At 68.8% G+C, this 13,865-nt stretch carries 12 protein-coding genes; 3 read left to right on the top strand and 9 right to left on the bottom strand.

Annotated features, from left to right (window positions below; translation table 11 throughout):
* The 8 genes from U9979_RS06585 to U9979_RS06550 form a co-directional block, all read right to left on the bottom strand.
* Positions 1-1,244 (bottom strand): CpaF family protein (locus tag U9979_RS06585; protein WP_322778666.1); only part of this gene is annotated, 1,244 nt, incomplete at its 3' end.
* Positions 1,245-2,100: 856 nt separating this feature from the next.
* The gene (locus U9979_RS06580) at positions 2,101-3,666 is read right to left on the bottom strand and encodes a hypothetical protein (RefSeq protein WP_322778665.1); all 1,566 of its coding nucleotides are present in this window, start codon (positions 3,664-3,666) and stop codon (positions 2,101-2,103) included.
* A 493-nt stretch (positions 3,667-4,159) separates the two neighbouring features.
* Positions 4,160-5,806 carry an L-glutamate gamma-semialdehyde dehydrogenase gene (pruA, locus tag U9979_RS06575; RefSeq protein ID WP_322778664.1) on the bottom strand — a complete coding sequence of 549 codons (1,647 nt, stop codon included), beginning with the start codon at positions 5,804-5,806 and terminating at the stop codon, positions 4,160-4,162.
* A gap of 110 nt (positions 5,807-5,916) precedes the next feature.
* Positions 5,917-6,399, bottom strand: coding sequence for a DUF6912 family protein (locus tag U9979_RS06570; protein ID WP_322751653.1), 483 nt, complete (start codon positions 6,397-6,399; stop codon positions 5,917-5,919).
* A gap of 168 nt (positions 6,400-6,567) precedes the next feature.
* Positions 6,568-7,545, bottom strand: coding sequence for a patatin-like phospholipase family protein (locus U9979_RS06565; RefSeq protein WP_322751649.1), 978 nt, complete (start codon positions 7,543-7,545; stop codon positions 6,568-6,570).
* A gap of 108 nt (positions 7,546-7,653) precedes the next feature.
* Entirely contained in the window at positions 7,654-8,148 is a 495-nt protein-coding gene (locus U9979_RS06560; RefSeq protein WP_322751650.1) for a transcriptional regulator, read from the bottom strand.
* 423 nt (positions 8,149-8,571) lie between these two features.
* The gene (locus U9979_RS06555) at positions 8,572-9,885 is read right to left on the bottom strand and encodes an AAA family ATPase (RefSeq protein WP_322751651.1); all 1,314 of its coding nucleotides are present in this window, start codon (positions 9,883-9,885) and stop codon (positions 8,572-8,574) included.
* Complete coding sequence (locus tag U9979_RS06550) at positions 9,882-10,658, bottom strand: SAF domain-containing protein (protein WP_322755120.1); 777 nt, start codon at positions 10,656-10,658, stop codon at positions 9,882-9,884. The genes U9979_RS06555 and U9979_RS06550 overlap by 4 nt, the downstream gene beginning before the upstream one ends.
* 293 nt (positions 10,659-10,951) lie before the next feature.
* On the opposite strand from U9979_RS06550, the gene U9979_RS06545 reads away from it, so the two are divergent.
* Complete coding sequence (locus U9979_RS06545; RefSeq protein ID WP_322750217.1) at positions 10,952-11,200, top strand: helix-turn-helix domain-containing protein; 249 nt, start codon at positions 10,952-10,954, stop codon at positions 11,198-11,200.
* Positions 11,201-11,261: 61 nt separating this feature from the next.
* Here U9979_RS06545 and U9979_RS06540 read toward each other — a convergent pair whose 3' ends face one another.
* Positions 11,262-11,840 (bottom strand): hypothetical protein, encoded by a 579-nt coding sequence (locus U9979_RS06540; RefSeq protein WP_322778663.1) that lies wholly within the window; start codon positions 11,838-11,840, stop codon positions 11,262-11,264.
* Positions 11,841-12,122: 282 nt separating this feature from the next.
* On the opposite strand from U9979_RS06540, the gene U9979_RS06535 reads away from it, so the two are divergent.
* Positions 12,123-13,259, top strand: coding sequence for a LysM peptidoglycan-binding domain-containing protein (locus tag U9979_RS06535; protein WP_322778662.1), 1,137 nt, complete (start codon positions 12,123-12,125; stop codon positions 13,257-13,259).
* A gap of 34 nt (positions 13,260-13,293) precedes the next feature.
* Positions 13,294-13,865, top strand: a 572-nt coding sequence (locus U9979_RS06530; RefSeq protein ID WP_322778661.1) for an Rv3235 family protein, incomplete at its 3' end; no start/stop codon positions are given.

The raw sequence follows: 13,865 nt of genomic DNA, 5'->3' as shown, positions 1-13,865 counted from the left end.
ATCCGGTCCCGCCGGTCACGATCGGTCGAGGCGAGCAGGGCTGGCAGATCGTAGCCGGCTCGGGCGAACCGGTCGGCGTGTGGCGGGTACCCGTCAGCGCGAACCAGGGTGTCGCCGCGTGACCGGTAGATCTGCGCGGTTTCGATCACGTCCCCCTCCGTGCGTCCCGACAGTGACACGATCTCGGTCACCCGACGCCGCCCGTGCGCGTCCTTGGTGAGATGCACGACAAGGTCGACGCTGGCGGCAACCGTCGGCACCACAAAGGAGTGGCTGACGTTCTCCCCGGCGAGCAGCGGCAGGGTGCACAGTTTGGTGACCGCCTCGCGGGCCGAGTTCGCATGCAGGCTGCACATCCCGGGCAGGCCCGAGTTGAGAGCGATCAGGAGGTCGAGGGCCTCTTCCTGCCGGACCTCGCCGACAATGATCCGGTCGGGACGCATCCGGAGGGCTTCCTTGATCAGACGCCGGAGCCGGATCTCGCCGGTGCCCTCCAGGTTGGCCTGGCGGGTCTGCATGGCGACCCAGTCCGGGGCCCGCAGCCTGAGCTCGAAGACCTCCTCACAGGTGATGACCCGTTCCCGACCGGGGACCGCCGAACCGAGGCAGTTGAGCATGGTCGTCTTCCCCGCCTGCGTTCCGCCAGCCACGATGATGTTCAGTCCGGAGGCGACGGCGGCCTCCAGGAAGGCTGCCGCCGACGATGTGATCGTCGACAGATCGACCAGTTCGTCCATGCTGGCGGCGGACACGACGAACTTGCGGATGTTGACCGACCAGTGGACGCGGGTGACGTCGGGGATGACCACGTGCAGGCGCGACCCGTCCGGCAACATGGCGTCCACGAACGGAGTGGACAGATCCACCCGGCGCCCGGAACTCTTCAGCATCCGTTCGACCAGGTCCTGTACCTGATCGGCACTCAGGATCGTCGTGGTCAGCTCGCTGCGCCCGTTCCGCGCGACGAAGACGCGCCCAGGCTCGTTGATCCAGATTTCTTCCACGCTCGGGTCGTCCAGATGACGTTGTAGCGGTCCGAAGCCGGCGACCGCGTCGTGGACAAGCCGCGCGGTGGTGGCCCGGTCGACAATCGCGGGGAGGTCGCTGGTGAGCGTCCGTTCCTCGTATTCGCCCAGGACGTCCTCGACGAGCTGGCGGATCCGGGTGGGTTCGTGAACCGGGTCGAGGGATCGACGCCGGACCAGTTCACGCACTTCGGTCTCAATGAGCGAAGTGGCGTCCATCCAGCCGCCGCGTGTTGTCACAGAAAACCCGATCTCCCTGGTCACCCGCTCGGACCGATCCGATCCCGACAATTATCGCGAAGCGTAGAAAGAAGGTCGCCGGTAATCAAGCCCCCGGTCCCACGTCCCGCCTTCCCCCACCCCCCGGGCCACCGGCTTCCCGGGAGCACCGGGAGCACCGGGAGCACCGGGAGCACCGGCAGTGCCGGCAGTGCCGGCAGTGCGTGGACCGTGTCCGCTCAGCTCCCGGTCCATATTTCCACAACCATCGCATCCCACCCACACCGGCCCACGAACGCCCCCCCACGGGAGAGAAATGATCATATTTTCCACCGAGCAAGCATTACGTAAAGAGCGCCCGGCAATAGTGGCGTGGGTCAAGGAGGGGGCTGGGGCGGGTAGATCGCGAGGTGCGAGGAGGGACGCACCGGCGGTGTTGGGTATCGACCGACAAGCCGAGCTACCCGTGCATCGCGCAGCGATGGATGGGGAGCGATGGATGGGGAGCGATGATGCGAGGTGCGTGCCCCGGCCCCGCGAGGCCGCGCCCCTGTTGCCGGACGCTCTGTGGGAACGATGTGAATCTGGTGTTGTGGTAGGAGCATCAGATTCACATCGTTAAGAGCGCCTGGCAGTAGTGGCGCGGGTCAAGGAGGGGGCTGGGGCGGGTAGCCGCAATCATGGAGTGAGACAGCCGTTAATCTGACCGTTTCAATGAACCGGGGAAACGCCCACCGCGACCGCCACCATCGAAAACAATCCGCTGGTGACACTCCGTCAGCACAGCTCCGCTTGTGCGCCGCGCTGGCGAGACGTGCGATGCGGTCAGGTACGCAACGGCGACGCGCACACCGGATCAGGCCACGTTTCCGTGGTGGCGCTCGTACAGGGAGCGCGCCTGGCCCACCCAGTCGTCCGAGACAAGCCGGTCACCAAACCCGTCGAGTACCCGGACAAGGCTGTCGACGCCGTCCTCGTCGAGCTCGGCAAGCTGGCGGAAGCTCGCGATGCCGAACGCGTAAAGGCGCGCCTCCACAACCGGGCCGATCCCCACGATCTCTTTGAGATTGTCCCGCCGGGCTGCGGTATCCGCGGTCGGCATCAGGACGGAAAAGGACCCGAACCCACCGGAGGCCGTCAGCTGGGCGAGCGCGACCGAGCCGGGCAGGAGCCCGTGGGACTGGTCAGACAGCTCGCCCGGTACGGGTCGGGCGGTCCGCACCGGGACCACATCGGCGAGAGCAGGGTCCTTCCCGTCGAAGACGAAATCGTCGGCACACCCGCTGTCGACGCTGACGTACCCCTCGCGGTCGCGGTCCTGCTCCAGAACCGTCCAAGCGTCGTCTGTATCGACCGGGACGTCCTCACGTCCGTCTGTATCGACCGGGACGTCCTTGCGTCCGTCTGTGCCGACCGGGACGTCCTCGCGCCCGTCCGGGGTGTTCCCGGGGTCGGCACCGTTCACGCTGTGCTCGGTCGTGCCGATCCGAGCCAGCAGCCGAACCTTCTCCGCCGCCCACTCGACCTGATGACGATCGAGCCTGGTCGTCATCGTCGCGACCTGACGCTGCGCGTCCTCCGCCTCGGTTCGGGCCATCGCCAACCGGGAGGAGAACTTTGCCGCCCGGCCTTCGGCCTCGGCGAGCTGCACCCGCAGCTGCGCGGCCTCAGCGGCGAGCGTCTCAGCGGCACGGCCGTCCGCGTGTCCGTTGGCCTGGGCCGCCACGACAACGACCAGACCGGATCTCTCGCCGGTGTCGGCGCCGTCCGACGGACCGTCCGACGGACCGTCCAACGGACCGTCCAACGGACCATCCCAGAAACCAGCCGACGAACCACCGGCATGCAGCGCCGCCCGAGCGACCGGTACCGCACGAACGGGCATGCTGGTCTGTCGGTTGGCCCGCCCGTGAGCCTCAGCGTCGGCGAGCGCGCCCTCGATCGTCCGCACCCGCCGGCCCGCGGCGAGGACCTGACGCTCCACCGCGGCAACCCGTTGCTCGGAGTCGGCCGCCCGCTGCTCGGCGGCGCTCAGCCGCGCCGTGAGCGCCACCTTCTCCAACGCCCACTCGTTGTCCTGGCGGCGAAGGCGCACGCTCAGTTCCGTGACGAGAACCGCCGCATCTGCCGTCGTGTCACGACCCGCCGTGCCCCCCTCATCAACCTCGGCACCGGCCGCCGCGGCGCCGGGCATCGCGGCGCCGGGCATCGCGGCGCCGGGCACGACCGCGGCGCTACCAGCCCGGTCGTCCGCCACGGGCGGCTGGGCCGCGCCCAGCCCGACGTAGCCGGCGGCGAGGGCGCGGCGTGCCTCCTCGCTCTGGCGACGCATCGGGCCGATAAGGAACACCCAGGCAAGCAGCACGCCGATGACAAGCGCCACCGCGACGAACACCAGGATCTGGCCGGCAAGGTAGAGCACGAGCGATCAGCCTCCTTCCCGCGGTGTGCTTCGTTTAGATCCACACCGGAACGGGTGACAGCCTCCGACGTCGTCCGAGGATATGATCATAAATTTCAGGGTCTTCCGCGGGTGCGCCGGGCGCACCCGTAATCCTTGACAAAGTATCGCGAAGGACAGGAGCGATCTTTCCTACCGGTGCCGGACTATCCCGCCGTGAGGCGCGGTCCACATACTTGATCATTGATCAGGGCATCCCGCCGGCGGCGTGAAAACCCACGATCGGGCCAGCCAAGGTCCTCTCGGCCGGCAGCTCTCCGACGTGAAAGGCAGAACAGCATGGTTGTCGCTCCCGGTAACGAACCATTGCACAGCCATGTTTCAGACGTCCAGTTCCTACCGGACAACCAACCGGCAACGGGTGTGGTCCGGGCGTCCGCCGCCGGCACGACACCGGCCGAGACACCGTCCGAGACAGCGTTCGCATGCACCGTCGACGTACATTGTCGATCTTTCAGGCCATATGTGGATAGGCCACTGTTCGCGGCGGGTCGAAGGTCTCCTTGAGTGCCCGCGGGGAGACCCACCGCAGCAGGTTCAGCTCGGAACCCGCCTTGTCATTGGTACCGCTCGCACGCGACCCGCCGAACGGCTGCCGGCCCACCACAGCGCCCGTCGGTTTGTCGTTGAGGTAGAAGTTTCCAGCGCTGTAACGCAATGCCTCGGTGGCCGCGGCGAGGGCGGCCCGGTCGCGGCCGAATACCGCGCCCGTCAGCGCATAAGGCGCGGCATCCGCAACATCCTTCATGATCGTGGAAAATGCATCCGAATCCGGCCTCGGCCGATCGTCGTACACATGCACGGCCAGAATCGGTCCAAAGTACTCAGCCGCGAACACTTCGTGCGCGGGGTCGGCACACACCACCACGGTCGGTTCCACGAAGTACCCGACCCGGTCGTCGGTACCGCCACCGACGAGGACCGACACCGCCGGATCCGCCCGCAACCGCGCGAGCAGTGCCGCCAGCCGGTCGAATGCGCGTCGGTCGATCACCGCACCGCCGAAAAGACTCAGGTCCGACACATCGCCATAGGTCACCGCGGCGGTCTCGGCCACCAGGCGGTCCCGCAGGCCCGCCTGCCACATCGAGGCGGGCAGGTAGGCGCGGGACACCGCCGAGCACTTCTGTCCCTGGTACTCGAACGCACCGCGGACGAGGGCGACCAGCACGGCATCCGGGTCGGCACTGGGATGAACCAGGACGAAGTCCTTGCCACCGGTCTCACCGACCAGCCGCGGGTAGGTGCGGTAACCCTCGATCCCGTCGGCGACCGTCCGCCACATCCCGCGAAAGGTGGCGGTGGAGCCGGTGAAATGCACGCCGGCGAGATCACGGTGGCGCAGCGCGACCGCGGAGACGGCCGCGCCGTCCCCGGTGACCATGTTGACCACTCCAGGGGGTAGGCCGGCCTCCGCCAGCAACGACATGGTGTGGTGGGCGGCGAGCTGCTGGGTCGGGCTGGGCTTCCAGACCACCGTATTACCCATGATCGCCGGGGCGGTCGCCAGATTCGCCGCGATCGAGGTGAAGTTGAACGGTGTCACCGCGAGGACGAACCCCTCGAGCGGGCGGTAGTCCATGCGGTTCCATGTCCCGGGGGACGAGGCCGGCTGCCCGGCGACGATCTCGCGGGCGAACGCGACGTTGAAACGCCAGAAATCGATCAGTTCGCAGGCCGCGTCGATCTCCGCCTGGTAACAGCTCTTGCTCTGCCCCAGCATGGTTGCGGCGTTGACGGTGTCCCGCCACCGCCCTGCGAGCAGCTGCGCCGCCCGCAGGAACACAGCCGCGCGGTCGTCCTGGCCCAACGCCCGCCAGCCCGGCCCGGCCGCGAGCGCCGCATCGACGGCGTCGGCGACGTCCCGCGGTGCCGCCGCACGGCCCGACCCCAGCACCAACGCACGGCGGTGCGGGGCCACCACATCGAAGGGCTCGCCCGTTCCCGGCCGCGACGCACCCGCGATCACCAGCGGTAGCTCGACGTGGTCATCGGCCATCGCGGTGAGCGCCGTCTGCAGGCGGTCACGCCATGCGCTGCGCGGCGCGTAGTCGCGGACCGGTTCGTTCACCGGCTCCGGAACGACCGTGACGGCATCCATCCGAGCCACCCCTTGACTGTGCAGCAGAACCAATGCGCCAGAACCAATGCGGGAGATCCACCCATCAGCGTCTGGACCAGGCGCTGAGAGCGACCGACAATAGGGGCGCTCTAAATGAGATCCGCCAGTTCCTGGGTGGCGTACCAGAGCAGTTCATACCCGTCGGCCTCGTCGACCAGGAAGGCCGCATCCTCGCCGCCGAGATCGGCCTCCACCATGGCTGCCGCGGCCGCCTCGACAGCGGCCTGCGCATCTGCGCCATCCACGTGGATGGCCCGGACCTCCGCTATCGGCACGGGTACCGTGACCTCGACCACCCCACGATCAAGATCATCACGAAACCGCACGTGGTGGTCGTCAACCTCCACCGCGAACACGAGCCGGCGCCGCGGTGCCCTCGGATCGGCATCGAGCAACCTGAGGCTGGCCCGGGCCGCCTCAAGGAGCAGGGCGTACTCCATCTCGTCCGTGTCGGACCGGGCGTACCACTCCCGCACCGATCCGGTCACGGCGAAGCCCAGGCCGGCGGGAACCACCCGGTCCGCGAGGACACCCTGAGCCGCCGACAGGGTTGACGCCAGATACACACGCACCATGCCAGTGTGCCGGGCGCAACCCCACCGTCCGGCCGGGGGTGGGGTTGGCGGGCGCTCTAACCCGGCCAGGCCCGGAGGCCGGTCCACCCGGGGTGATAGACCCCCTCGCCCGCCGGTTGAACCGCCGGTTGAACCGGCGGGCGTACCGCCGGTCGTACCGGCAGCTCAACCGGCGGCCGCGAGCGGCCCACCCGCGGCGTCGGGCAGCGCCAGGACCGCCGCGCTGGTCTGCAGCGAGGTCTCGAACACCTCGCGGCGGCGGCTGAGGTCCATGACGTTGGCGCCGATGACCGCCAGGTCCGCCGGCCCCGGGCAGATGACCGTGACCTTCGTGCCAGCGGATCGCAGCAGTTCGGCCTCGCGCATCACCACCCGGGTCGCCCACCGCCGCATCTGGCGTTCGAGTCGGGCCAGGGCGCCCCGCGGTTGGTCCAGTGCGACGGAGCAGGCAGGGGCGAGCACGAGTGCTTCGTCCAGCCCGGCGTCGGTGAGCACGTCCACCGACGCCGGCGACCTCGTCCCGCCGTCGACGTATGGCCGCCCACCGATCATGACCGGCGCATACCAGGACGGAATCGCGCAGGAGGCCATCACTGCCTCCGCGAGCGAAGCCCGCGGCGCCCCCGGCGAGCCGAACACGACCCGGGTCCCGGTGTCGTAGTCCATGGCGACGATCCACGGTTTCACCCATGCAGGCCGGGTGGGGACGGTACTGTCCGCCGCGGACACGAGCTCGCCGATCGCGGCAAGCGTCCCGCGCCCCTGCGGGAGCAGGGAGACCAGAGCCACCAACGGAGTGACGCTGCGTGGATGGCGCGCCGAGGCGGCCAACAGCCGGCGGGAGCCGATCCGCATGCGCGGCCTCGGCGGCAACGCCGAACCGAGCCGCGTGTAGTCCAGAACCGGATCACCGAACAGCGGCCGCCCGTACTCGGAGTTGACCATCGTCTCGACCCCGGTGCCGGTCCCGATCAGAGCGGCGAGGACCGCTCCGGCGGATGTGCCGACGACCATGTCCATGGTGCGGACGTCGATCCCGGTCGCGTCCTCGTATGCGCGCAGCGCGCCGATCATCCATGCCGATCCGAGCACGCCCCCGGCACCCAGGACTAGTCCACGACGGGGCGCCCGTCTGCTAACCATCAGCCACCTCCCGCTGTGCGCGCACCCTCGGGGTGCACGCGATCTCGCCGCCAACCGCCGCCCAGATCTGGCAGCGACGACGTGAACGCGCCCGGCTCTGCACCGGCCTTACTCCGAGGGCTCCTCCTCACCGAAACTGGTCTCAAGCACACCCCACACCCGCAGCCGTTCGGCGAACTCCTGCGGCGTGGTGTCGTGCAGGAGGGCCAACGCCCGCAGATCACCGTCCCGGATGGACAGGACCTGCCCGGCGTAGTCGTCACGCTGGCGCTGAATCTGCGCGACCCAACGCCGTACCAGCGCGGAGGAGTCCGGCGGTGCCTCCGTGAGCTTTTTCAGATTGAGGACGGTACGGGGCCGGTGCTCGCGCGGCGGCAACGCCTCCTCGTCCGGCAGAAGCGCCGACACCGGCACGCCGTAGAACGCCGCCAGCTCCGACAGTTGATGGACGCTGATCATCCGATCGCCGCGCTCGTACGAACCGACCGCCGCGGTCTTCCATCGCCCGCGTGACTTCTGCTCCACCCCCTGCAGCGACATTCCCTGCTGGATCCGTATGGCCCGAAGACGGGCTCCCACGGCCTTGGCGTACTCCCGGCTCACCCGATTACACCCCCCGCCACCTTGATAGAGCATTTGATGATCATTTATTACTCCCGCCTACTGCGATGACGCAAGTGCTCACCCTAACTTGCTGTCATCAAAAATGGTTGGTTGCCCCTTAAATATGCAAAACGTGACCCCCTCGACACAATTGTTACCTTCCGGCAACGATCAGTCCACCTGTCGGGTCAGAACGCCGATGCCGACGGCGGCGACGCCGCCGCCGGCCCCGACACGCCGCTGCGAACAGCGAACCGCCCGCCAACCGCTCCTCTTTCCGTACGATCAGTCACCCAGACAGACTGCCCAGGAAGCGCGGTCAGTAACCGTTCGACGCGAGGATTAAAAGGACATTTTCGAAAAAATACGATATACGCAACCGGGGTCGGTCGCCCGGACCTGTGGCACCTCGTGTGAACGCGCTCAGCGACGCGTGGCCGAGCGTCGACGGCGCCCGCGTACCGGGCGGCCGGCCACCCGCGCGGCGAGTTCGCCGATCGCGAGCCGGGCCGGCGACTGCGGAGCGACATCACGCAGCAGCTGGCCGGCGGCCTGGGCGGTGTCCATCGCAGCCGTGTCCAGGGGCACCAGCGCGACCGGCTCCGAGCCGACATGGCGCACCATCGCGCGAGACACCTCCCGCCGGGCGTCGCCACCGACGGCCGAGCCGCGCAGCCGGTTCACCACGATCCACGGATCCGTCCCGGGAACGACCTCGCGCAGATCGGACAGGCCGCGGACGAAACGAACCAGGCCCACCGGCTCCGCCGATGCCACGGCCAGGATGGTGTCGGCGGCGCCGAGTACCGCCTGGGTCGCCCCGTTGCGGCGTGGAGCGGCCGTGTCGAAAGACAGCTCCTCGTCCATCTCAAGACAGAACCCACAGTCGACCACGACAAAACTCGCCAGCCTTCGTGCCAGTGCCAGCACCACCTCGATGGACGCCGGTCGCAGCTCCGGCCATCTCGCCGGCCGGGCGATCCCGGGCAGGACCCGCAATCCGCCGCCCAGGTCCCTGCACAGCACCGCGAGGCGGGGCACGTCCAGGGTGCCCTGGTTCGCCGCCCGGGCGGCGGCGGCAAGCCCGGGGGCCTCCTCCAGCAGCCCCACCAGCTGGCCGATCGATCCGCCGTAGACATCGGCGTCGACAAGCACCGTCGACATCCCCATCCCGGCCAGTTCGGCCGCCAGACACAACGCCACCGTGGTGCGGCCCGGCGCGCCGGTGGGACCCCAGACCGCGATCACCCGACCCGCGCCGAGTTCAGGCAGGTCGACGGCATCGGGCACCGGCACCACTGGCGCCACGGCGGCAAAGCCCGCCATCGGCTCGCTGTAGGAGCCCGTGGGCAACGCCGCGTGGCCACGGTCGGAAAGCGCCCGGGCCGCCTCCACCACGGCGGCCGCGACCACCTCTGCGGTCGAGTCAGTTGCGATCACCGCCGCGACACCGAGCTGGCGCAGCCTGCGCTCGCCATCCTCGTCGCCCGGCACAATCAACCCGATTGCCGCGACCCCGGCGATCGCCAGACGCGTCAGCGCCTCCCGGTCCAAGCGGCGTAGGTCCGCCGACACCAACGCGGCCCGCGCGGCGCCCGTTGTGGCGGCAGCGAGCAGGTCGGGCAGATCCACACATCGCCGGACGACCGTCACCCCGAGGTCACGGCGGTCGAAGGCGGTCACGAGCCCGGACTCGACCACCGAGTTGGTGACCGCGGTGAGGATCGGGAGGCTCATTGCGCATATCCCGGCACAGCGCTTGGACCAGCCCCGCCCACATCGCCACGGGCGCCGCGTTCCAGCTTGACGAGGTCGACCCGCTCACTTTGCGAGGCTGCCACAGCATTGATGGCGAGATCGACCGGAACTCTCAACGTCAACGAGTGGGCACCACCAGTGAGAGTCTCCCTCGAGATGAACTCGACGTCGTGCAGCACCAGAACCTCCGTGCCGCTGCTTCCCACCGCTGATTGAGCTGCCTGCGCAGACTGGCCAGCCTGCAGTGCCGCGCTTGGAGCCACGGTGTTGGAACGCTGGTAGGCGAAGAGATCCACATGATCACCCGGAGCGAGAGACGGTGCCCGACCGTCCTTCACGACCACCGACACCAGCCGTGTCGGGATGACGTTACTGCGCACGAAGTCAGCGCCGCTGACCAGTTCCCCGGCTGAAACCGGACGGGAAAGCATCGCCCCGACTATCTCCGGACCACGCTCGCCGGGGTAGTAACGCTTCGCGGCGTCCAGGCTCAGGTACGCCGAGGTCGTGGCCAGATCACCAGCCACCACGACATGCCCGGCCGGCAGGTCCCCCTTCGCCACCACCCAGGCGCGGGTCCTGTCCGCCGTGGCGAACAGGCGTGCGCCCAGCACAACGGACACCAGCACCAGCAGGACGCCGATGAGCAGGCGGGAGTCGCGCCAGCGCGGGCGGGTCAGCCGGCGCCCCGGCGGTGACGGCACCGCCGCCGGCCCCTCGGTACGTGTGGCTGCGGGCGTGAGGTCGGTCACCCGGACCTCCAGGTGGCTCGTGTCCGGCGGTGCCCACGACGGCGGCGTCGTTGGCCAGCCAGGAGCTGCTGATTGGCGGACAGCGGGCGCCGCGACACAGACCGGATGGTCGTGGATGTCCGAGACTCCCTGATCGCCGAGCGTACGTGGTCTGCGACGACGGCCTGGAACCGACCAGCACAATCAGGCGAATGGCAGCTGTTATCCACAAGTAGAGGCATTCACAGGCGATCCGGGCCGCAGAGTCTGATACACAGGGGTCACGACCCATCCATCGCCAGGGAGACAGGCCGATGAACGAGCGCTTCCTTCAGCTCAGCGATGTGGCGGAGATTCTCAACATCTCGTCGAGCCAGACCTACGCGCTGGTCCGCTCGGGTGAACTCCCGGCAATCAAGATCGGTGGACGCGGGCAGTGGCGGGTGGAGCGCACCGAGCTGGAGGCTTACATCCAGCGGGCATACGAGCAGACCCGCGCGTTCGTGGTCGCCAATCCGCTCGGTCGCGGCGATGCGCCCGCCGACGACCGGTACGCCGACTAGCCGACCAGCCGACGCATGTTTTCGAGCGCCGGCTGTCCGGCTCGTACGCAGGCACTCCCCATCAGGGGGTTCGGCGCACGAAACTGACCGACGACAGCGGGACGGTCCGCACTGCCTGGACCGACCGGGCCCGGCGGAACTCGTCGCCGGGATGTTCGGCGACCTCGACGAAGTCCGCTCCGACCCGGTCGATGGTGCCCGTCACAGCGGTACCGTCCAACACCACAACCGAGCAGACCGAACGATCGCGCACCACGCCACGCAGCGCGTACGGCAGGTCGAGCCGCACGGCCAGCGGACCTTCATGGCCAGGTTGGGCGGATACCGCGGTCAGCCCACGCACCCAGAGTACGGAACGGAATGGAACCAGCACTTCCTGGGCCGCGGACTCCTGCAGAAGTAACCAGTCCATCCCGAGCACGGCAAGCCGGCCGCCCAGGACCTGACCGGCTTCCCCCTCCCGCCCACCTACCAGCACCCCGATGCGCAGCGACGATCCGACCGCCGGCCGCAGTCTGTCGAGTAGGCGCAGGTAGGCGACTTCACGGCGGCTTCTGTCGACAAGCTCCGCATCGAGTTCAGCCGCTTGCGCGGCCTCCCACTGCATCTCAAGATCAGCAAACAGGGCTTCCCAGCGCAACCCGGCCCCCTTCCTCGTTCCCGGACCGGCCCGTGCGGCTGGACCGGCCCGTGCAGCCGGACCGGCCGCAGCGGTCAGGCCGATCGACTTTGAGCGCCCGGCAACACATCATCCGACCTGCCGGACGATCCACCGCATCCAGGGTCGCAGCCGACACTCCATGAGCAACAGCGAGCAAACAACACAAACCCGCTTGACAGCATTTCGACAGAGGACTACACAAGCAAACACAGCCAAACAACATATTTCATCATCATCCACCGGCCAGTCTGGAGGTCGCCGATGTCAGCTGGCCGGCGCCTGTCCGTCTTCATCGGGGGATCGGCCGCCGCTGCGGTACTGACAGTATTAATGATCAGAGAAGGTCCGCGGCGGGCGGACCTTCCGGATGCCATCAGCGCCGTACCCGACTGGGTCAGCGCAGATCCTGAGCATGCGCTCACGACCGTCGTCGGCCTCGCCGCCTGGGCATGCCTGCTGTGGCTGTGCGCGGGATTCGTCCTCGGCGTGCTGGCGATGCTGCCCGGTGCCGGCGGACGAGCGGCCGCAGCCGTCGCTCGGCGCGTTCTCCCAAGCGCTATGCGACATATTCTTGAGATCGCGCTCGGCGTCACCATCGCCGCCGGAACCGCCGTACCGGCGTTGGCGGTGAGTCCGACGGCAACCAGCGGAGCAGCAACCACCACGGGCGTGGCCTCCTCCTCGGCCAGCTGGCCTGACATCGACATCCGAGGGACACCGACGACGCTTGCGCCTGCGGACGCCGCCCCAGCCCCTCAGCTCGCCCCGGCCAGCCCAGGTCCTAGTAGCCGGCATACGGCTGTGAGCACGCCGACACCGACCGATTTTCGCTGGCCGGACCTTGAACCGCACGACAGCCCGGACCTACCCGCCACCCCGCACGCAACCGCGACACCATCGGGTGCACCGGGTGTGTCCCCGCATACAGACGCCGCCGTCCCACTGAACGTCCGGCCCGCCGGGCTCGCTCCCACGCAAGCGGCGCCAACGACGTTACCCACACAGGCAGCCAGCTCCCCTGGCCGGTCCGCCGATTCCGCCCCTGACCCCGGCATATCGGCCAATGCCCAGACGCCCTGGCCCGACCTCGACCTCGACCCGCACGCCGCCCCGTCACGCGATCCTCTGGTAGCGTCTGGGCCGCTCGGAATCGGTACCCCCGGACAGCCGCCATCCCCACCATCCGGTACCAGCGTCCTGGCCAGCGCCGAGGTCGTCGTGCTCCGCGGCGACACTCTCTGGGCAATCGCCGCCCGTTCTCTCGGGCCAGACACGACCACCGCGCAGATCGCGCGGGAATGGCCACGGTGGTGGGCCGCCAACGAGCATGTGATCGGCCCTGACCCCGACACGATCCTGCCCGGTCAGCGGCTCCAGCCGCCCCGCCCCGGGCCTTGACCCCGCCCGCCCCGCCGACCTGGAGAACAGCGCTGTGACCGTTGTGGCACCCGCACGTGCAAGCTCCACCCGCGCACGTCGCTTCTACCAGATACCGATCACGCCCACCGACCCTCCGTATGATGACGACCCACAAGCGGTGGCCTTGGTCGCATCGCCGCCCGCCCACTGCGCGGCGGCTCCCGTCGTCCTCGCTCTGCCCGGCACCCGCATGGATGATCCAACACGGCACGGGTCCGGCACCGGGTCCGCCAACGGGCCAAGGCGGCCCACAGCCAGGTCCGGACCTGTCGAGGCGCCCAACCGCTCCACCCCGACGGCGCGTGCCGTCGCGACCGTTGTCGTGCGCGCCATCGTGGAGGCCATGACCGGCATCCGGCCCGTCGCGCACCTTGCCACGTGGACGTCTGCGCAGGTCCAGGCAGACCTCGAACAGCTGGCCGCGAACAACGTCCGCAAACAGCGCTACACCTTGCGCTGCGTGCGGATATGCGAGCCCCGGGAAGGGGTTGCCGCGGTGATCGCCCGAGGCGAGCGCGTATCGGCCCTCGCCTTGCGAATGGAAACGAGCAGAGGGCGCTGGCAGGTCACGGCGCTACAAACCCG

It is taken from the genome of Protofrankia sp. Cas4 (genome assembly GCF_963555915.1).
Lineage (GTDB): Bacteria > Actinomycetota > Actinomycetes > Frankiales > Frankiaceae > Protofrankia.
Note: the sequence above shows the minus strand (reverse complement) of the source record. Positions and strands in the feature narration are given on the sequence as shown.

Excerpts from the sequence above, each read along its gene's own strand:
- pruA (WP_322778664.1), bottom strand. The coding sequence starts at position 5,806 with ATGGATGCCGTCACGGTCGTTCCGGAGCCGGTGAACGAACCGGTCCGC.
- U9979_RS06565 (WP_322751649.1), bottom strand. The coding sequence starts at position 7,545 with ATGGTTAGCAGACGGGCGCCCCGTCGTGGACTAGTCCTGGGTGCCGGG.
- U9979_RS06555 (WP_322751651.1), bottom strand. The coding sequence starts at position 9,885 with ATGAGCCTCCCGATCCTCACCGCGGTCACCAACTCGGTGGTCGAGTCC.
- U9979_RS06545 (WP_322750217.1), top strand. The coding sequence starts at position 10,952 with ATGAACGAGCGCTTCCTTCAGCTCAGCGATGTGGCGGAGATTCTCAAC.
- U9979_RS06535 (WP_322778662.1), top strand. The coding sequence starts at position 12,123 with ATGTCAGCTGGCCGGCGCCTGTCCGTCTTCATCGGGGGATCGGCCGCC.